General features: G+C 52.9%; 21 protein-coding genes. 11 read left to right on the top strand and 10 right to left on the bottom strand.

What is annotated here, in order from left to right:
- Nucleotide 1: 1 nt before the first annotated feature.
- From ABLV75_RS23900 to ABLV75_RS23925, 6 genes are all read right to left on the bottom strand, one after another.
- A complete protein-coding gene (locus ABLV75_RS23900) occupies nt 2-1120 on the bottom strand; it encodes a mandelate racemase/muconate lactonizing enzyme family protein (protein WP_029779349.1) in 1119 nt (372 codons plus the stop codon).
- Between the two features lie 9 nt (nt 1121-1129).
- Nucleotides 1130-2011 (bottom strand): D-hexose-6-phosphate mutarotase, encoded by an 882-nt coding sequence (locus ABLV75_RS23905; protein WP_004103486.1) that lies wholly within the window; start codon nt 2009-2011, stop codon nt 1130-1132.
- A gap of 4 nt (nt 2012-2015) precedes the next feature.
- Nucleotides 2016-3155, bottom strand: a complete 1140-nt coding sequence (locus tag ABLV75_RS23910; RefSeq protein WP_004103484.1) for a mandelate racemase/muconate lactonizing enzyme family protein — start codon at nt 3153-3155, stop codon at nt 2016-2018.
- Nucleotides 3156-3172: 17 nt separating this feature from the next.
- On the bottom strand, nt 3173-4453 hold the full coding sequence (locus tag ABLV75_RS23915; protein ID WP_004103483.1) for an MFS transporter: 1281 nt from the start codon (nt 4451-4453) through the stop codon (nt 3173-3175).
- An 87-nt stretch (nt 4454-4540) separates the two neighbouring features.
- Nucleotides 4541-5251 carry an SDR family oxidoreductase gene (locus ABLV75_RS23920; protein ID WP_004103482.1) on the bottom strand — a complete coding sequence of 237 codons (711 nt, stop codon included), beginning with the start codon at nt 5249-5251 and terminating at the stop codon, nt 4541-4543.
- Nucleotides 5252-5265: 14 nt separating this feature from the next.
- On the bottom strand, nt 5266-6039 hold the full coding sequence (locus ABLV75_RS23925; RefSeq protein ID WP_004103480.1) for an SDR family NAD(P)-dependent oxidoreductase: 774 nt from the start codon (nt 6037-6039) through the stop codon (nt 5266-5268).
- A 253-nt stretch (nt 6040-6292) separates the two neighbouring features.
- On the opposite strand from ABLV75_RS23925, the gene ABLV75_RS23930 reads away from it, so the two are divergent.
- Both ABLV75_RS23930 and ABLV75_RS23935 read left to right on the top strand, forming a co-directional pair.
- Nucleotides 6293-6943: a GntR family transcriptional regulator gene (locus ABLV75_RS23930; protein WP_004103478.1), complete on the top strand. Its 651-nt coding sequence runs from the start codon at nt 6293-6295 to the stop codon at nt 6941-6943.
- 19 nt (nt 6944-6962) lie between these two features.
- Nucleotides 6963-7457 carry a very short patch repair endonuclease gene (locus tag ABLV75_RS23935; RefSeq protein WP_004103475.1) on the top strand — a complete coding sequence of 165 codons (495 nt, stop codon included), beginning with the start codon at nt 6963-6965 and terminating at the stop codon, nt 7455-7457.
- Here the strand turns inward: ABLV75_RS23935 and yedA are convergent.
- On the bottom strand, nt 7432-8343 hold the full coding sequence (gene yedA, locus ABLV75_RS23940; RefSeq protein ID WP_004103473.1) for a drug/metabolite exporter YedA: 912 nt from the start codon (nt 8341-8343) through the stop codon (nt 7432-7434). The two genes, ABLV75_RS23935 and yedA, sit on opposite strands and share 26 nt — an antisense overlap.
- A gap of 183 nt (nt 8344-8526) precedes the next feature.
- Between yedA and ABLV75_RS23945 the strand changes: the two genes are divergently transcribed.
- The 3 genes from ABLV75_RS23945 to dgcQ all read left to right on the top strand — a co-directional run bounded on the left by ABLV75_RS23945 (nt 8527) and on the right by dgcQ (nt 11468).
- Entirely contained in the window at nt 8527-9438 is a 912-nt protein-coding gene (locus tag ABLV75_RS23945) for a DUF808 domain-containing protein (RefSeq protein ID WP_004103471.1), read from the top strand.
- A gap of 75 nt (nt 9439-9513) precedes the next feature.
- Nucleotides 9514-9693 carry a DUF2158 domain-containing protein gene (locus ABLV75_RS23950; protein ID WP_004103469.1) on the top strand — a complete coding sequence of 60 codons (180 nt, stop codon included), beginning with the start codon at nt 9514-9516 and terminating at the stop codon, nt 9691-9693.
- A 107-nt stretch (nt 9694-9800) separates the two neighbouring features.
- Entirely contained in the window at nt 9801-11468 is a 1668-nt protein-coding gene (gene dgcQ / locus ABLV75_RS23955; protein ID WP_004103468.1) for a cellulose biosynthesis regulator diguanylate cyclase DgcQ, read from the top strand.
- Between the two features lie 329 nt (nt 11469-11797).
- Here dgcQ and yodD read toward each other — a convergent pair whose 3' ends face one another.
- Entirely contained in the window at nt 11798-12013 is a 216-nt protein-coding gene (gene yodD, locus ABLV75_RS23960) for a YodD family peroxide/acid resistance protein (RefSeq protein ID WP_004103467.1), read from the bottom strand.
- A 132-nt stretch (nt 12014-12145) separates the two neighbouring features.
- On the opposite strand from yodD, the gene dsrB reads away from it, so the two are divergent.
- Complete coding sequence (gene dsrB, locus ABLV75_RS23965; RefSeq protein ID WP_004103466.1) at nt 12146-12334, top strand: protein DsrB; 189 nt, start codon at nt 12146-12148, stop codon at nt 12332-12334.
- A gap of 41 nt (nt 12335-12375) precedes the next feature.
- Here the strand turns inward: dsrB and rcsA are convergent, their stop codons facing one another.
- Entirely contained in the window at nt 12376-12999 is a 624-nt protein-coding gene (rcsA, locus tag ABLV75_RS23970) for a transcriptional regulator RcsA (protein ID WP_004103465.1), read from the bottom strand.
- 456 nt (nt 13000-13455) lie between these two features.
- On the opposite strand from rcsA, the gene yedD reads away from it, so the two are divergent.
- Nucleotides 13456-13872: a lipoprotein YedD gene (gene yedD, locus ABLV75_RS23975; RefSeq protein WP_160885925.1), complete on the top strand. Its 417-nt coding sequence runs from the start codon at nt 13456-13458 to the stop codon at nt 13870-13872.
- 38 nt (nt 13873-13910) lie between these two features.
- Here the strand turns inward: yedD and amyA are convergent, their stop codons facing one another.
- Entirely contained in the window at nt 13911-15398 is a 1488-nt protein-coding gene (gene amyA / locus ABLV75_RS23980; protein WP_004103463.1) for an alpha-amylase, read from the bottom strand.
- A gap of 202 nt (nt 15399-15600) precedes the next feature.
- Between amyA and tcyJ the strand changes: the two genes are divergently transcribed.
- The 4 genes from tcyJ to tcyN all read left to right on the top strand — a co-directional run bounded on the left by tcyJ (nt 15601) and on the right by tcyN (nt 18916).
- Nucleotides 15601-16401 (top strand): cystine ABC transporter substrate-binding protein, encoded by an 801-nt coding sequence (gene tcyJ, locus ABLV75_RS23985; protein ID WP_004103462.1) that lies wholly within the window; start codon nt 15601-15603, stop codon nt 16399-16401.
- 95 nt (nt 16402-16496) lie between these two features.
- Entirely contained in the window at nt 16497-17483 is a 987-nt protein-coding gene (gene dcyD / locus ABLV75_RS23990) for a D-cysteine desulfhydrase (RefSeq protein ID WP_004103459.1), read from the top strand.
- 15 nt (nt 17484-17498) lie between these two features.
- Nucleotides 17499-18167, top strand: a complete 669-nt coding sequence (tcyL, locus tag ABLV75_RS23995) for a cystine ABC transporter permease (protein ID WP_004103458.1) — start codon at nt 17499-17501, stop codon at nt 18165-18167.
- Nucleotides 18164-18916, top strand: coding sequence for an L-cystine ABC transporter ATP-binding protein TcyN (gene tcyN / locus ABLV75_RS24000; RefSeq protein ID WP_004103457.1), 753 nt, complete (start codon nt 18164-18166; stop codon nt 18914-18916). The genes tcyL and tcyN overlap by 4 nt, the downstream gene beginning before the upstream one ends.
- Nucleotides 18917-19206 lie beyond the last annotated feature (290 nt).

Consider the following 19206-nt stretch of genomic DNA (forward strand, 5'->3'; position numbering starts at 1 on the left):
ATTATCCCTGTGCAACCAGATGCCGTTCCAGCACATCGAAATCCGGATTAAAACCGAGACCCGGCGCGTTCGGCAGATTCATCACCGGCTGGAAGCGCATAAACGGATGCAGCGTTTGTTCGAACATCAGCCACGGCACTTCCAGCGGAACGGGCTCTGGCATCACGCTGAGCAGGTGAGCGCTGGCGAGCAGGCCAGGGCCGTAGTAAAAACAGTGCGGCAGCAGGCTGACGTTTTCATGCTCGCGCGCGCGTTTGATAATCTCCAGTACGGCGGAAATACCGCCAATTTTGGCTACGCTCGGTTGCAATACATCAACCGCGTCTAAGGCCATACTGAGCGCGAACTCCTCACTGTTATTGAAATTTTCGCCCGCAGCAATGTGCGCACCCGTTGTCTGGCGCAGATAGCGGAGCTGGCTTAAATTTTCCGGCGGAAAGGTGGGCTCTTCCACAAACGCGACGCCAGCCGCCTGCAGCTGCGGCAGGATGTGCTCCGCCTGCGGGACATCCCACGCGCAGTTGGTATCAACCATCAGGGTGATATTATCCGGCAGCGCCCTGGCGACTTCAGCAATTGCCAGGGGATCTCGTTCGTGCAGTTTTATATGTCTGTATCCCTTATGAATTAAAGGGTTAATACAATCCATTAATTTAGCGACATCACCATCGAAGCTGGTCAGGCTGGGATAGAGTTCCACCTGCGCACGGGTACCGCCGAGCAATTGCCACAGCGGCAGGTTCTCTGCTTTAGCGCGCAGATCCCACAAGGCGATATCCAGCGCGGAAAGCGCATACATCATCACCCCGCCGCGACCGTAGCTGTGAAAAGCGTAATGCGCTCTCTGCATTAACGCCGCCGGGTCAGCGCATTCCTCCCCCGTAAAGAAGGGGGCGAGGAGACCGCTGAGCAATGCCATGCTGGCCGGGTTACAGGCGTGGCCAAACGCCTCTCCCCAGCCCGTCAGGCCCGTATCGGTTTCGACTTTCACTAACAGCGAATCCAGCGTAGGATGCAGCGCCCGCGCGGCGTTAAAGCGCCCCTCTTTGTTGGTAGTGCGCGTCAGTGCTGGCGTATAAGGCAAACGGACCAGAAAGCTTTCTATGTTCGTAATACGCATAAAGTGTCCTTAATGATGTGATAGCGCGAACTGCACGCCTATTGACGCCGGATGTTGAGGCGTGCTGACAAGGGGGCTGTCGATAGCCGCCGTTTCAAGACAAACAAAGTTCTGCCAGCCATCGTCCGACATGTCGCTTATCTGTTCTGCCCGCTGCTGCCAGGGATTCCATACCACTACGTTGCTGTTATTAACATGGGTAAGCGTCAAGGTTCTGGCGGGCGTGACAAGTGCAGTTTGTTTTTTTGCCTGAGGGAAGATCGTGCCAAATTCCCCGCTGAGCGACAGGGGGGACGGCAGATTCTGCACGGGTTCCCCGGCGACCGTGTCGTAGCCTTGCATGCCCACGCCATAAATCTGCGTCGCTCGTATATCCGGCGTTGAGAGGTAGCTATGTAGGGCTGCGGTGGCGCTGAAACTCCCGTGGGCAGTGAGCAGCAATTCGCAAACCTCTGCGGTGAAGGTCAGCGTCATCTCCAGTTGAAAAGCGTGATCCCAGAGCTGTCGTGTTTGTGGAGTGTCATTGAGCGTCAACGTCAGCGCGAACGACGTTTTGTTGTTATCAAGCGCCGTCAGTCGCCACGGTAAAATGCGGGCAAAGCCGTGAAACGGTTCGCCGCCGAGATCGGTAAACCACGGCCAGCATACCGGCACGCCGCCGCGAATGGGCACGCCGATTTTAAACGGTGTGCAGTCACTCAACCACAGTACGGGGTATGCCTGTCGGGATGGTTTCCAGGTCAATAAATGCGCGCCCTGAAGCGCAATTGCGGCCTTGCAGAAGGGCGTCTGAATGACCACAACCTCCAGTTCATCCATTTTTCGCCGGGTAATACCGGGACTTAACGTCTCCAGTACCGGCAGGGTAAACAGCTGTTTAATCAGGCTCATTGGTTCAGACATCCGTGCGGGTAGTAATATTTTGCTGCCGAAGCTGCGTATCGTTTACGGCATAGCGCGCCAGCGTCCGGCTGTCGAACTCAATGCCGTGTCCTGGCTTTTCACCAGGGCGAATTGTGCCGTTCATTACCGGGCAAGGCGTCGTGATAATGCCCATTTCGCTCAGGCTCGCGCCTTTTAGCCCCTCAAACAGCTGGATATTGGGCAAGCCGCAGCCCAGATGCGCGATAAGCTCCATACCAAAATGCGGGATCACGGGAACGTTGTGGCTTTCGGCTAATTTTGCGATCTTCACGAATTCAGTAATCCCGCCCACGCGATAAACATCTGGTTGGATGTAGTCGCAAGCTTCTTGTCCAATCCAGTGGGCGAACTGGTATTTGGTGTACAGGCTTTCTCCCACGGCTATGGGGACCGGACATTTCTGGCGTAGCAAACGGTGGCCGTTGATATCGTCGCTGAGTAGCGGCTCTTCCAGCCAGTACACACCGGCATTTTTGAGTACCGCCATTCGGCGCACGGCATCGGCGGAAGACCACTTCTTGTTGGCATCCACGGCGATGTTGATCGCGGGTCCCACAAATTTGCGTACCGCCAGCAGACGCGCCAGATCGTCTTCGACGTTCTCACTACCGATTTTCATTTTGACCGTACGGTAGCCCGCGGTCAGAAACCCTTCCATCTGTGCGAGCAGGGCATCAATCGAGAGATGCAGGTTGACACCGCTGCCGTAACCGGGAAGCGATTCCCGGTAGCCGCCGAGCAGGCGGTAGAGCGGCTGATTTAGCTGCTGGCCAATCAGATCCCACAGCGCGATATCCACTGCGGCGATAGCGTGCGTTGTGATGCCCGCTGAGCCAATATCGTGGCTCTCCAGCCACATGCGGCTCCACAGTCGCTCGACGTTAAGCGGATCTTCGCCAATCACTTTGGCGACAAGATAATGGTCAATCAGGTTCTTAAACGCACTGCCGCCGATGCCCGTGCTGAATGTCCAGCCGGTACCCGTATGCCCGGTATCGCTTTTTAACCACAGCACGACAAATTCCAGACTGGAGAAGGCGTAGTTCGACGACCCCCAGTTTTCGGTAAGCGGCACGCGGTACAGCCCGGATTTAAAATCAATAATTTTCACGCTCTTCTCCTCCGGGATCAGGCCAGGGCTTTATGCTCATCGCGCTGGGCGGCTTTTTTGACGAACAAAGCCACTACGGTTGCACCCAGTACGCCGAGGCAGCCCGCAAGAATAAAGGCGGCAGAATAGGAGCCGGAGCCAACAATAAAGCCGGTGACGGTTGGCGCGACGATGCCGGAGATATTGGCCAGTCCATGCATCAGTCCGCCAGCGCTGCCAACGTACTCTTTCGGCGCAGCGTCCTGAATGAGTGTCCAGTAGGCCGGGGCGGCGATTTGCATAAAGCCGAAGGCGATAGTCATTAGTGTGACAGCACCCATGGCGGTCTGCGTCTGGCTGATCAGCCCTACGCAGATAGAACAGATGCCGAAGCAGGTCACTAGCACTACTTTACGGGAGAAAAGCTGCTTGCCGGTTTTACGGTAAATAAAGTCGATAATGAACCCGCCGGATACGTAGCCGAGCGTTCCGGCAACCCAGGGCAATACGCCGACCAGACTCATGTCTTTCAGGCTGATCCCGGTAGTATCAACAAGAAACGTCGGGAACCAGTTCATAAAGAAAAACAGGACATAGTTAAAGCAAAATAGCGACAGGGCGGTAGCCAGAATTGAGGGCTGGAGGATTGCGCTCCACATGGAGGGGGCAGGCGTTCCCGGTGCGGTCTGCGGAGCCACGTCTTCTTCTTCGCCTTCAATAAGCTGCGCTTCTGCCGCAGAAACGCGTTTGTTATCACGCGGCTTATCGGTCGCGATCAGCGCCCAGATGATGGCCCAGGTAATACCGATAAACGCAATAATGATAAATGAGATCCGCCAGTTAAACGTCAGGCACAGAAAGCCCACTACGGGGCCGGAAATGGCACCGCCCAGCGGGCCGCCGGCCTGGTTAATGCCGACCGCGCGTGCGCGCTCATTGAGCGGAAACCAGTTGTTGACCACTTTATTGGCCGTTGTGGAGATGGGGCCTTCTCCGGCGCCGAAAAAGGCGCGGGCAATAAACATGGTCCAGAAGTTAAAGCAGCCCGCTGTCAGGCCGCAGATAATTGACCAGACGGACATCGACCAGCAAAATACCCGCTTGGGGCCGAATTTATCGGCCAGTACGCCGCCGATAAAATTAAATAACGCATAGCCAATAGAGAAACTGCCAAAAATAATCCCTTTTTCCTCAGGCGTTAGATGAAAGTCTTTGGTAATAAAGGGCATTGCGTAAGCCAGCGCGGAACGGTCGAGGTAGTTAATAACCATCGCCAGCGTCAGCATAACTAAAATGACACGACGGAATTGCGTATTCATAGAGATACCTTTCACTAATATAGGGTTAGCGGTAAAAACAATGCACAATTTTCGTAATAATTATTTTTTATTATTATTTGAGGTTTATCACTCCCTGATGGGATCCAGGTAACGTATTTTCCGGGTGACATAAAAACCACCGTCAAGCGTTAACATCGCGCCATTAAAACTGTGAATTTGCGGATCGGTTAACAGCGCGCAGGTTTTGGCTATCTCCGTTGCGCCAGTATATTCCAGCAGCGGAATACCATCATCTTTATGTAACTCTCTGAGCTGCTCGACGAACGTTTTTTGCTGCGGATCCTCTCTGGTGAAACCGCGAAACAGGGTGTTGATTTTTATGCCATAGGATACCAGTTCCTGAATGCCGGAGCGGCAGGTATTCATCAGCGCTAGCTGGCTGGCGGCACCGTAAGAATAATACTCCGTCGGCACCAGCGCGGCGATGTGCGCCAGCGTGACGACGCGCCCCTCAACCCCCTGTTGCACCATCTTTTTACAGGCGCTTTGTACCCACCATAGTCCGCGTTCCAGGTCGTCGTTCATGGTGTTCGCAATAATATTATCATCGTTGTCCAGCATTGAGCCACGAAGCGGCGGCGGAGAAATATAAATGAAAGCGTTTAGCTTTCGCCCGTCAATAATAATGGTATTGATAGCCTGATTTATTTTTTCATATTCGGTTTGCTGGCTAAAATAAACCTCCCAACCCTGCTGTAAATACAGATTTTCCAGGGTGGATAGCAGTTCGGGTTCGGCCTTGCCGCCAGCAATCAGAATCGTATTTTTGTGTTCCATCGTCATTCTCCTGATTAAATACAGCGGATATGCTGGCCGCCATCAATTTTAATAAAATCACCGGTAACTACCGCGCCTTTGTCCCCGGCTAAATACACTGCAGCCGCGCCAAGCTCTTCGATGGTTGCTGGCTGACCAACAGGAATTGTCGCCAGCAGTTTCTTGCGCCCCTCGCGCGTGGCCAGTTCAGGTTTAGGATCGTTGATATTAGTATCGACAAACCCCGGCCAGAGCTGGTTCACCGTGATGCCGTAGCGTGCCAGCTCGAAGGCCATCGACTGACTCATCTGATCGATAGCAGCTTTGGTGGCAGCGTAGACTCCCATCAGCGCCATTGGACGGCGCGCGTGGCCTGAGGCAACGTTGATGATGCGCCCGCGGATCCTTTTTTTTACCATCATGCGGGCTGCGTGGCGGGCGCAGTCATAGGTTCCTTTAATATTGATATTCACCGCATGGTCAAAAGCCGGTTTACTGATTTCGAGGAACGGTTCCCAGACGCATACGCCGGCGTTGTTAACCAGAATATCGAGGCGTCCAAAGTGAGTATCGATATCATTAAACATTTGGCGTACTTGTTCAGGATTGGATATATCGGCCTGGACAAGCAGGGCGCGCCTTCCGAGTCCGCGGATAATGCCGGCAACTTGTTCTGCTTCTTCTGGATTCACAACGTAGTTGATGACGATATCAGCGCCAGCTTCGGCAAGGGCGCAGGCAATACCTTTGCCGATCCCTTTCATATTTCCCGCACCCGTCACCAGTGCGACCTGGTTATGTAGATTCACGACTTTCTCCTTTTAGTGTGCAACACATGATGAACGCATCCTGCGTTGACGATATCTTAGTCACTTAATCAACAACTGATATATTAGTTGGTTATTAGATTTGCACTTCGTGAAAAAAACATCCATCATCTGTTGGGCTAAATACGATGTCGATCACAAGTTTTGTCGTAACTGTTTAATTAACTGAGAATTTTCGATTTTCATTTTTGCTGTATTGCGCGGATAATGCTGCAATTCAGCAGGGAGAACGCTAATGAATCCACCCGTCAATAAAATGAATCAGGCCTATGAAGCCATTGAAAGCATGATTATTTTTCAGGATCTTGCGCCAGGCTCGATGGTGTCTGAAGCGCAGCTCATGGAGCTGACCGGCTTTGGTCGTAGCCCGGTAAGGGAAGCGTTACAGCGTCTGGCCAATGACCGACTGGTGGAAATCTATCCCTATAAGGGCGTATTTATTCCGGCGATTTCCGTTGAAGTACAGCTCAAGGTTCTGGAGCTACGCCGCTGTGTAGGCGAGTTCGCTGTGCGTCTTGCGACCCGGCGTGGCACGCACCAGCAGAAGAAAGAGATGCTGCTGCTGGCGGAATCTTTTGAGGCGATTAGCGATATTTCGCATATGCGGCAGTTCGGCGCGCTGTTGAAACAAACCTATGCCTTGATTGGCCTGGCCGCCGAGAACGAATATCTCCAGCCGTGCCTTTCTCCGCTACAGGGGCTTTCTAGTCGTTTCTGGTTTGCGCAGCTTAGCGCCAGCAACCAGCAAGAGCTGGTAAAAGCATCGCAGCTGAATGCCACCATGCTGCGTAATATCTGTCATGGTGACGAAGAACTGGCTGCCAGCGCGTCGAAAAACGTCAACGATTACTTCACCGAGTTTACCTATAAGTCTCTAACTCGCTGATTAAAATATGAGATTAACCATGGCCGACGTCCACGATAAAGCCACCCGTAGTAAAAACATGCGCGCGATCGGCACCCGCGATACGGCAATTGAGAAACGGCTGGCGGGGCTGCTGGCGCGTGCCGGTTTTTCCTTTACCGTACAGGACGCCGCGCTCCCCGGCCGCCCGGATTTTGTGGTATCAGACTATCAGTGCGTAATCTTTACTCACGGCTGCTTTTGGCACCATCACGACTGCTATCTGTTTAAGGTGCCCGCGACGAGAACCGAATTCTGGCTCGACAAGATAGCCAAAAACGTGGCGCGCGATCGCCGGGATATCGGGCGACTGGTGGAGCAGGGATGGCGGGTGCTGGTGGTCTGGGAATGCGCGCTGCGCGGGCGAAAGAAGCTTAACGACGAAGCGCTGGGCGAACGACTGGAAGAGTGGATCTGCGGCGGCGACCGGTGCGCGCAGATCGATACTCAAGGCATAGGTCTGTTAGACGTTACTTCTGCGCCTTACAGGACGTAATCTCGCGACGAACCGGGAACAGGTATTTGCCGAGCGTCACCAGAATGACCGCAAAAATTATGATGCCGAGCGCCAGCCACTCTACGGGAGATAAGCTTTCCCCGGCAAAACCGGTGCCCAGCAGGACGGCGACTACCGGGTTGACGTAGGCATAGCTGGTCGCCACGGCTGGCGTCACGTTACGAATTAAATACATATAGGCGTTGATGGCGATAAGCGATCCGAAGATAGCCAGATAGGCGACGGCAAAAATGCCGGACCATGAGGGTATCTGAGTTAACTTTTCACCGCTCAGCGCGGAGGCAATCATCAGCACAATCCCTGCCGCCAGCATTTCAACCGCGCCCGCCATCATACCGGTGGGGAGCTCAATCCGCGAACCGTAGACCGAACCAAAGGCCCAGCTCATCGAGCCGATCAGAATCAGCAGCGCTCCCCAGGGGTTACCGTTCAGGTTGCCGCCGCTATTAAGCAGAACAATACCTGCCAGACCTATCGCGATCCCTAACCACTCAAGCTTGCGGGTCGCAATACCAAAAAAACGGCTAAAACATAGGGTAAACAACGGTACCGTCGCGACCATGACTGCCGCAATACCTGAGGGGACGTGCTGGTGTTCGGCAAGCGTCACAAAACCATTGCCTACGGCCAGCAGCAAAACGCCGATCAGCGCCGCGTTGAGCAGCGGTTTGCGCGACGGGAGCTTATGGCCCGTGGCCAGCAACCAGGCGAGCAGCACCGCGCCAGCGGAAAGAAAGCGCACGCCAGCCATCATCAGCGGAGGCCAACTGGCGACGCCAACGGCGATAGCGAAATAGGTGGAACCCCAGATGATATACAGCGCAAACAACGCCCCGATGAGCGGCAACAGCTGACGGGTAGACATACTTCCTCACGACGGTGCAGAGATAGAAAGGAGACGTATAGTAAACGTGAAAACTATCGTGCTGGCGAGCGCTTTAGTTAGCCTGCCGCGGTTAAATTTATGTTGACTAAGGACGCCAGTGGGCGAAAAAGCGCTTTTGCTTCATACTTCATGAGGAACAATCATAAATGAAGGAATGCAATTTTGGCGGGAAGTAGTCTATTAACCTTATTGGATGATATTGCCACTTTACTCGATGATATTTCGGTCATGGGGAAACTGGCGGCAAAAAAAACGGCAGGCGTATTGGGTGATGATTTATCGCTTAATGCTCAGCAGGTAACCGGCGTGCGGGCCAACCGTGAATTGCCGGTGGTATGGGGCGTAGCTAAAGGCTCATTGATCAATAAAGTGATTCTGGTGCCGCTGGCGCTGTTGATTAGCGCTTTTATCCCGTGGGCGATTACGCCACTGCTGATGCTGGGTGGCGCCTTCTTGTGCTTTGAAGGCGTCGAGAAGGTGGTGCACACTCTGCAGGCGCGTAAACATAAAGAGGATCCGCAGGTTCGCCAGCAGCGGCTTGAAGCCCTGGCCAATCAGGACCCGATGGCGTTTGAACGAGATAAGGTAAAAGGCGCGGTGCGCACAGATTTTATTCTGTCTGCGGAAATTGTCGCGATTACCCTCGGGATTGTAGCTGAAGCGCCGTTATTAAATCAGATTCTGATTTTGTCCGGCATTGCGCTGCTGGTGACGGTGGGGGTGTACGGTCTGGTGGGGGTTATCGTCAAGCTTGATGATATGGGCTACTGGCTGGCGGAAAAAAGCAGTGCGCTGGCGCAGTGGACAGGGAAAGCTTTACTGGCGATTGCGCCTCGTCTGATGAAGGTGCTGTCCATCGTCGGCACCCTGGCGATGTTCCTGGTCGGCGGCGGCATTGTGGTCCACGGTCTCACGCCGCTGCACCATGCCATTGAAAATCTGGCTCAGGGGCAGAATGGCGTCATTGCCTCGCTGCTGCCAACGGCTGCAAATCTGGTGCTGGGATTCATTATTGGCGCCATCGTGCTGGCCGTGGTGAAAGCGATAGCCGCTCTTCGCGGTTCTACGAAGTAAATGTGCTATCTATCATGCAAAGTGGTTCACCTTCGTCTAAGGTAAATCTGTTTCTTCCTGATACCGGAGGCAAAAATGGTCTTGTTGGTCAGTGATGAAGTGAGACGCAAAAACGGCGGCCCCCGCATGGTCGTTACCGGATTCGCCAGCGGCATGGTGGAATGTCGTTGGTATGACGGTTACGGCGTAAAGCGCGAGGCATTTCGTGAGGATGAACTTATCCGTGGAGGAGGAAGGAAGCTGAACCGCACCTGACCCTCCATCAGCGCCCGGCATCCGTCGGGCGTTTTCATATTGTGAATTATTTTACCAACAGGGAGCGTGGATGAAGTTTGCTTCTTTAACCGTGCTGCGAGAAAACGATGGATAAGCTGATGTGGGTGAAAAAGCTGCGCCAGATTTTAAGCCCCGGATATGTGGTTAACCTCTGTTTTTTTATCGTCTTCTGCTTCTCTACGCTGTTGATATGGCGTGAGATCAAGGTTCTGGAAGAAGCCTACGTCGCTAACCAGCGCAACAACCTTGAAAACGTGGCACATGAATTTGACAGCCTGCTGCAATTTAATATCGACAGAATGATTTTTTTTCGTAACGGCATGCATTCCGCGCTGGAGACGCCGTTAGATTTTGCCGTGCTGCGCAAAGCCGAAGAGAGTTATTTAGCGAAGCGACACGATCCGATCTGGTCAGTTGAGATTCACAATCGACGAACGCTGCCGGTCTATGGCGTTGCCGATGCCTTTATCGACGGCGACGAACTTCTTTCCCGCGACACTCCCTTTTCCGGGAACGAGCTGATGGCTACCCTTGAACTCGGTTATATGCTGCGCCTGGCCAATAACAACCGGGGTTTCGCTAAGCGTATGCTGTACGTGTCGCGCAGCGGCTTTTTTATCACCACTGAGCCGCTGAAAAATTCGACGCAGGCGCTCGCGCTCTATTCCCAGGCTACGAGCGATGTCTGGTTTACCCGCCAAACGCAGCGTAATAACCCTGCTCGCGGTATCGTATGGCAAACGTTTCCCGGCGATGAATCGCCGCGTGAAATACCGGTCATAACGGCGTCTATTCCGCTTGATTTCCAGCGTTTCTGGCTCGGTGTCCTGGCGATGGACTTCTCGGTACAGGAGATGAAGGCGTTTCTGGTCAATGCGATAAAGACGGGTGAGGAAGGCGAGTATCAGCTTTATGATAATCAACTTAATTTGATAGCTTCTTCTGCGCCGGGCAACGTGCTGACGCTGCTGTCTGCGCATGAACAGGAGATGCTGAAGCGCGCTTTTGCTGGTGAGAATCAGGGGGGGATTCGCCTGGTTACCCGTTATATCAGCTGGGAGAAGATCCGCAATTTTGATGGGGTGCTAATCCGTATTCACACTATTCAGGAGGGGGTACGCGGCGACTTTGGCAGCATCACTATTGCCCTGATGCTGATGTGGTTAATGTTCACCCTGATGTTGATGATCTCGTGGTTCGTTATTCGGCGAATGGTGCGCAATATGAGTATGCTGCAGACCTCCCTCGAATGGCAGGCCTGGCATGATGCGTTGACCCGCCTGTTAAACCGGGGGGCGTTATTTGAACGTGCCACGGCAGCTGCTCGCCAGAGCGAACGCCTGAAGCGTCCAGTGGCGGTGATTCAACTCGATCTTGATTACTTTAAAAGCGTTAACGATCGGTACGGGCATCATGCGGGGGATCGCGTGCTGACGCTGGTGGCCAGTACTATCGCCAGCCATATTCGCGAAGGCGATTTTGCAGGGAGGGTTGGCGGAGAAGAATTCTGCATCGTCCTGCCTGATACCAGACTAAAAGAGGCGACGGCCATTGCAGAACGGATCCGTATACGGGTCAATAGTCGTGAAATTTTACTCGGCAACAGCGCCTCTTTACGTATCACCGCGTCGTTTGGAGTGAGCAGCAGTGAGGATTCCAGCGACTACAGCTTCGAGAACCTGCAGTCGGTCGCCGATCATCGTTTGTATCTTGCCAAGCAAAACGGGCGCAATCAGGTATGTGCGGACGGGTGATGTATCATTTATCGTGTGAATAAAATGAATTTAAATCATCCGTTTTGGCTATTTTAGTGAGATTATTCTTAAAAACATTGAGCGATACGCAAACGTTCGTGGAAGAATAAATAGCGAGAGTCCTTGCCTGGCGAGCTTTGCCAGCGCAGGCGTCTTTCTTGACCCCATTTTTCAATAATTTACTCCATGAATGTTTGTTGTCATGCAAAATAATTGAGGGTAATGTTTGTAGCGCATCGGATATCCTGGTGTAACGAATTTTCAAGTGCTTCTTGCATTAGCAAGTTTCATCCCGACTCCTGCGAGTCGGGATTTTTTTCGCGCAACGATCAGCGATTAGCTTCGGTAACGCTAAAGTCATGGATATCGAGTTCAAAGGCCTCGGCCAGCTCGCGCCAGGTATGGTAACCCCGGCCATCAATGCTGACGTGATGAGGATCGTCTTGCGTTCGCTGGACTTCACTTTCGCTGATTTCATTAATCGCCGCCAGCAGGGCGTCAACATCAACGCTTCCCGTGCCTTTGTGCTCTTTGGCGATTTTCATTTCGGCTACCTCGCTTAACTCAGACAGGGCTCCTTAAGTATAGACGGTCTACAAAAACAGCAGTTGCCCGGCCGGACACTGCGCGATCGGCAGTTTTGTTCTACACTGGCTCAAAAATAGAGGAGATGAGTTATGCAGGTAAACGATCGTGTCACGGTGAAGACCGATGGTGGCCCACGTCGGTCGGGCGTTGTGCTGGCAATAGAGTCGTTTAGCGAAGGGGTCATGTATCTGGTTTCGCTGGAGGATTATCCGCTGGGGATCTGGTTTTTTAACGAGCACGGCCATCCTGACGGTATATTCGTTGAGCGGGAAGAGTGATTCGCCGCGAGTGAACTGGCGGCAGCGGCCGCCAGCGTTTTTCAACGCAGGTTGACGTGAATTCCGGATGTGATGTTTTCGGTCAGGCGGACGATGTGATAAATCACCTGTTTATTGTGGGTTTGAATCTTCTTTTTAATATTGCCCTTGTGCGAGGACACGGTCTTGGCCTTAATGTTCATCTGCGCTGATATGTGAGAGGTTCCGTGTCCGGCCATCCACATCTGAAGCATATTTGATTCGGTCTGGCTTAAGGTCAGCGTGGGAATATTAATCCGGGCAGCACGATAGTTCTCATATTTAAGACGGTTGGCGAGAATGTCATCAAGGTCTTTTTCGGTCAGCGATTTCGAGCACACGAGTAAGTTTTTGCGCACCAGCAGGTAATGGTCGAAATGAATATTGGCCAGCGACATAAAGATAATGAATAGCGTGGCGGGATACTGGCTGATGATTTGTCGGACAAGCTGGTTGCTCTCTTCATGATGAATAAAACAATCTTCATTGATAAATACTACGGCAGGGCGGCTGGCCTCACACATTGCCTTCAGGTTTGACGCACTCTGTACTTCTGCGATCTCACGCTTCTTTACCCCCCTGCTTGTCAGGTACCCGGTTAATCCCAGCCGGGTGAAGCTGCATAAATCCATGATAATCGTTGACATGACCCATCCTCAATCAACACGTAACGATAATTTATCCCTCGCCGACAAGCGCGATGAAGTCCATTTTGTTAGCAATTAAAACGACCGCTGCCGTGGAACCATTAGGCAGCCTGAACTATTCCTTAATATGCCCCTAATTTGCCAGGAATATTCTCAAAGTAAAGACTACAAAAGGCTATGTGGAGGAAATAAAAACATTAAATACCCGTCATATATAAGTTTGCCATTTTTACGCTTTTTTAAAATAGGATTATCCTTATATTGAGTGGTTAAAATAACGTCTTCGAATTAATGGCATTAATGGGATGGATGAGAATAACTTAACATTCCATGGCTATTTTTTGCCAAATAACGCGGTGCAGGCGGGCACTCTGCTTAGCCTGTACTCGATCCCGGAAGAGTGGCGGGCTTACCGCTTTAATGCCACAATGCTTTTTTTATCGGTTTGTGGGATGAATGATGAAAAAGATGGTACTGGCTGGCGCGCTGCTAGCCCTGACTGGGTGCGTGCAGGTTGATAGCTACAGCGATGTTGTTAAAGCGCCGGCGCCTGCAGGGCTGGAGGGATACTGGCAATCGGCAGGCCCGCAGAGTGAAATGATGAGTCCTGACGCGATAGCGAGCCTTATCGTGACCAAAGAGGGTGATACGCTTGACTGTCGACAGTGGCAACGGGTGATCGTCCTGCCGGGGAAATTAATGAAGCGTGATGATGTGATCTATAACGTTACCTCCGCGTTAGATGTCTATCCGCTTGAGCGTGAAGGCAATACGCTGCGCTACGATCGTATGACGCTTAAACGGGTGGATCGCCTCACTCCGGAGTGTGAACTGGCGTGGAAAAAAGCGTCGGCTGATAAAAGCGGACGGTAAGCTTGATGCGGGCTGAATCCTTCTCAGCCCGCGAAGTTTTATAGTGCTTCCTCAATCACCCACACGCTTACGCTGCCGCCACTACAGGTGAAAGTCCCGTTTCCTTCATCGTCGGTTTCAATAACCTCATCGCGGTTGCCGAGAAAATCTCGCCAGCGTTTATTGCGGTAATTTTCGCCCAGAGGGAGCGTTTTTTCCCCATCGTCGCCGTTGGAGAGTACGACCACGCAGCCCGGATCATCCTCGGTGCCGCTCCGGCTGAAGGCAATACAGTTCGGATGATCGAACCAGAGCGTTTGTACACCGTGGGCAAAACGCTGGCGGGCGTCGATCAGTTCGTGTAGTTGTTCGATTACCGGCATCTCAATAGCGTAGCTCTCGCCATCGCCACCGGTATCTTCATAGCTGGCGCCGAAGAGATCGGCATAAAAGACCGAGGGAACGCCGTTTTCACGCAGCAGAATCAGCGCATACGCCAGCGGCTTGAACCAGGCCTCAACCGGCGCCTCGAGCGCCTGCAGCGGCTGAGTATCATGGTTGGTCACCAGGGTGACGGCGTGGAACGGGTCGGCTTCAACCAGCGTGCCGCTAAAAATCTGGCTCATGTCGTAATCGCGACCCTGCCGCGAAGCTTCATGAAATTTCATCTGCAGAGGGGCGTCGAACAGCATCGTCTTGCCGTCAACCATGGCGATATACTGCTGAAGCTTATCAACTTCGTGCGACCAGTATTCCGCGACGATAAACAGCGGTTTTGTCGCCACCTCCTGGACGTGTTCGATCCACTCTTTATAAAACCAGGCGGGGATATGTTTAACCGCATCAAGGCGGAAGCCATCGCACCCGGTCTGCTCCATTACCCAGCGCGCCCAGTATTTAATCTCCTCGGTAACCGCCCGATTGCGAAAATCGATATTTTCGCCCATCAGATAGTCGAAGTTGCCCATTTCATCATCGACCTGATCGTTCCATCCGTCGCCGGTGTAGTCATTGACGAGTTTAAACACACCATCTTCATCAGGATTCTCTATATGATCGATCCCGCTGAAGCACTTATAGTCCCAGATGAATTCAGAGTATTTACCGGCGCGGGCGGGGAAGGTGTAACGCGTCCAGGCCTCGCACTCAATAATCTCATCAGAGATTTGCGTACGATCGTTTTGATCAACGCGCTGAATGCGTACCGGCTCTTTTTCATCGGCCCCCATTTTGTGGTTAACCACAACGTCAAGCAGCACGGCGATATCGTGCTGGCGCAGCGCGGAGATTGCGGCGAGGAGCTGGTCTTTATCGCCATATTTGGTGGCGACTGAACCTTTTTGGTCAAACTCGCCGAGGTCAAACAGGTCGTAGCAATCATAGCCGACAGAGTAGCCGCCGGAGGCGCCCTTGTAGGCAGGAGGCAACCAAACCATGTTGATGCCGATTTCGTTAAGGTTTGGCGCGAGGGCTTCGACTTCACGCCATAATTCGCCGCCGGTTGGGTAGTACCAGTGAAAGCACTGCAGTAACGTGGGGTTTTTCATCTTCCTTGCTCCAGACGTCATCAAGCTGACCATTGCAGTATGAGAGATATCCAGCAAAACGGAGATGTTTTCGATACGTTTTCGCTATGCCCTAAAAGGCACCATATATAATAATTCGGAATAAGATGTAGCATATCGATGTTGGTGACTGAGGCTAAACGCCTTACACTGCAGCAAAATATCACTCTGTTAGGGGTATCTAATGAAATTAGCACTTCTGGGTCGTCAGGCGCTGATGGGCGCAATGGCCGTCGTTTTAATGGCTGGCGTCAGCGCAAAAACCTTTGCGGCTGAAAACCTGCTTAATCAGGTCAAAGAGCGTGGCACTCTACGCGTGGGTCTGGAAGGGACTTACCCGCCGTTCAGCTATCAGGGAGATGACGGTAAGCTGACCGGTTTCGAGGTGGATTTTGCCAACGAACTGGCGAAACATCTGGGCGTAAAGGCTGACCTTAAACCCACCAAGTGGGACGGCATGCTGGCTTCGCTGGATTCTAAACGTATCGATGTCGTGATAAACCAGGTCACCATTTCCGATCAACGTAAGAAAAAATATGATTTCTCGACGCCCTATACTGTTTCAGGGATTCAGGCGCTGGTGAAAAAAGGGAACGAGGGCGTGATTAAAACCGCCGCTGACCTGAAAGGTAAGAAAGTCGGCGTGGGTCTGGGCACCAACTATGAAGAGTGGCTGCGTCAGAACGTCCAGGGCGTCGACATTCGTACTTATGATGATGACCCGACGAAATATCAGGATCTGCGCGTGGGCCGTATCGACGCCATCCTGGTTGACCGCCTGGCGGCGCTGGATCTGGTGAAGAAAACCGGCAATACCCTTGCCGTCACTGGTGAAGCCTTCTCCCGCCAGGAGTCCGGCGTCGCGCTGCGTAAAGGTAACGAAGATCTGCTGAAAGCGGTTGATGGTGCCATTGCAGAGATGCAAAAAGATGGCAGCCTGAAGTCGCTATCGGAAAAATGGTTTGGCGCTGACGTCACGAAGTAACGGTCGGCGGTGAAAAAAGGCGCTCCTGATAGCGCCTTTTTTTATTTCGCGCCTCACAGCGTGCATAATTAAGGATAATTCAGTCAGGAGGTTTTATGTCACTGCAAAATTTAACCCTTTTCCCGCGTCTGGAGCTGATCGGCGCGCCGACGCCGCTTGAATATCTGCCGCGCCTTTCCGATTATCTCGGTCGTGAAATCTTCATCAAGCGTGATGACGTTACCCCGCATGCAATGGGCGGTAATAAGCTGCGCAAGCTTGAGTTTCTCGCGGCTGATGCGCTGCGGGAAGGTGCGGATACGCTGATTACCGCCGGAGCCATCCAGTCGAACCATGTCCGTCAGACGGCAGCGGTGGCGGCAAAACTTGGCCTGCACTGCGTGGCGCTGCTGGAAAACCCAATGGGTACCCGGGCTGAGAACTATCTGACTAACGGTAACCGATTGCTGCTTGATCTGTTCAATACCCAGGTCGAAATGTGCGACGCGCTGACCGATCCTGATGCTCAGCTGGAAGAGCTGGCGACCCGCATTGAAGCTCAGGGCTATCGTCCCTACGTGATTCCGGTGGGCGGTTCGAACGCGCTGGGCGCGCTGGGCTATGTGGAGAGCTCGCTGGAAATCGCTCAGCAGTGCGAAGGGGCGGTTGAGCTTTCCTCCGTGGTCGTCGCATCCGGCAGCGCCGGTACGCATGCCGGTCTTGCGGTGGGACTTGAACAGCTGATGCCAAATGTCGAGCTTATCGGCGTAACGGTGTCGCGCAAAGTAGCCGACCAGCTGCCAAAAGTCGCCGCGCTGCAGCAGGCAGTGGCAAATAGCCTGGAGCTGGAAGCAAAGGCTGGTATCCAGCTATGGGATGATTACTTTGCGCCGGGTTACGGGATACCGAACGACGAAGGAATGGCGGCGGTCAAGCTGCTGGCGCAGCTGGAAGGTATCCTGCTGGATCCGGTCTATACCGGAAAGGCAATGGCCGGACTGATTGATGGTATCAGCCAGAAGCGCTTTAAGGATGAAGGCCCAATCCTGTTTGTTCATACCGGCGGCGCGCCTGCGCTGTTCGCCTATCATCCTCATATCTGATGCAGAACACATAGAATGCAAGAGAGTATCCAACTGGTTATCGATTCCGCGCCTTTTCTACTGAAGGGCGCGGTATTTACGCTACAGCTCAGCATCGGCGGCATGTTTTTTGGCCTGGTGCTGGGGTTTATTCTGGCGCTGATGCGCATGTCACCCGTCTGGCCGATTAAATGGCTGGCGCGGATGTATATCTCCATCTTTCGCGGAACGCCGCTGATTGCGCAGCTGTTTATGATCTATTACGGCTTGCCGCAGTTCGGTATTGAGTTGGATCCTATTCCCGCAGCGATGATTGGCCTGTCTTTAAATACCGCGGCCTACGCGGCAGAAACGCTGCGCGCGGCGATCGCCTCCATTGATAAAGGGCAGTGGGAGGCGGCGGCGAGTATTGGTATGACGCGCTGGCAGGCGATGCGCCGCGCGATTCTTCCCCAGGCCGCGCGGGTGGCGCTGCCGCCGCTTTCCAACAGCTTTATCAGCCTGGTCAAAGATACCTCTTTGGCCGCGACTATCCAGGTGCCGGAGCTGTTCCGCCAGGCTCAGCTAATCACCTCGCGCACGCTGGAAGTTTTCACCATGTACCTGGCTGCTTCGCTGATTTACTGGGTAATGGCAACGGTGCTTTCCACGCTGCAAAACTATTTTGAAAATCAGCTGAACCGCCAGGAGCGTGATCCAAAATGAGTGCGATTGAAGTAAAAAACCTGGTGAAAAAATTCCATGGCCAAACGGTGCTTCACGGTATCGACCTTGAGGTTCAACAGGGCGAAGTGGTGGCGATTATCGGACCCAGTGGTTCAGGGAAAACCACGCTGCTGCGCAGTATTAATCTGCTGGAACAGCCGGAAAACGGTACCATTCGCGTCGGCGACGTGACCATCGATACCGCGCGCAGCCTCGGCCAGCAAAAAGCGGACATCCGCCGTCTGCGTCAGCATGTGGGCTTCGTGTTTCAGAACTTTAATCTTTTTCCCCACCGTACGGTGATGGAGAACATCATTGAAGGGCCGGTGATCGTCAAAGGGGAGGATAAAAATGAATCCATCGCCCGGGCGCGTGAGCTGCTGGCCAAGGTGGGGCTTACCGGTAAAGAAAACAGCTACCCGCGTCGTTTGTCCGGTGGGCAGCAGCAGCGCGTGGCAATTGCTCGCGCGCTGGCGATGCGCCCCAATGTCATCCTGTTTGATGAACCAACCTCGGCATTGGATCCCGAGCTGGTGGGGGAGGTGCTGAACACTATACGTCAGCTGGCGCAGGAGAAGCGTACGATGGTTATCGTTACCCATGAGATGAGCTTTGCCCGCGACGTAGCGGACCGCGCTATTTTTATGGATCAAGGGCGTATCGTTGAACAGGGAGACGCGAAATCTCTTTTTGCCAATCCTCAGCAGGCGCGTACCCGCCAGTTCCTCGAAAAATTTCTGATGCAATAATCTCAGTGCCCAGGCCGCTTCCGCTCAGGCTGAGGGGAGCGGCCTGCTAAACGACGATTAACCGAGTTTCGGTAAAAGTTAAAAGTCCAGCCTCAGGACATAATCAACGCCGATATATCTGTCAAGGTTTTGTGCCACAACTGTGGGCATACTTTTCACACATCAGGCGCTGTTGCCAGCCGCCATCTAATAAATGCGATGGCTACCATATTTTATACATATAAGCAGGATTTATGTGTTAGTTTTATGTATTTATAATAATGATTATCACTCAGGAGTTATTTGGTCAG

Source organism: Klebsiella sp. CN_Kp066, from assembly GCF_040065135.1.
GTDB classification, from domain to species: domain Bacteria; phylum Pseudomonadota; class Gammaproteobacteria; order Enterobacterales; family Enterobacteriaceae; genus Klebsiella; species Klebsiella oxytoca.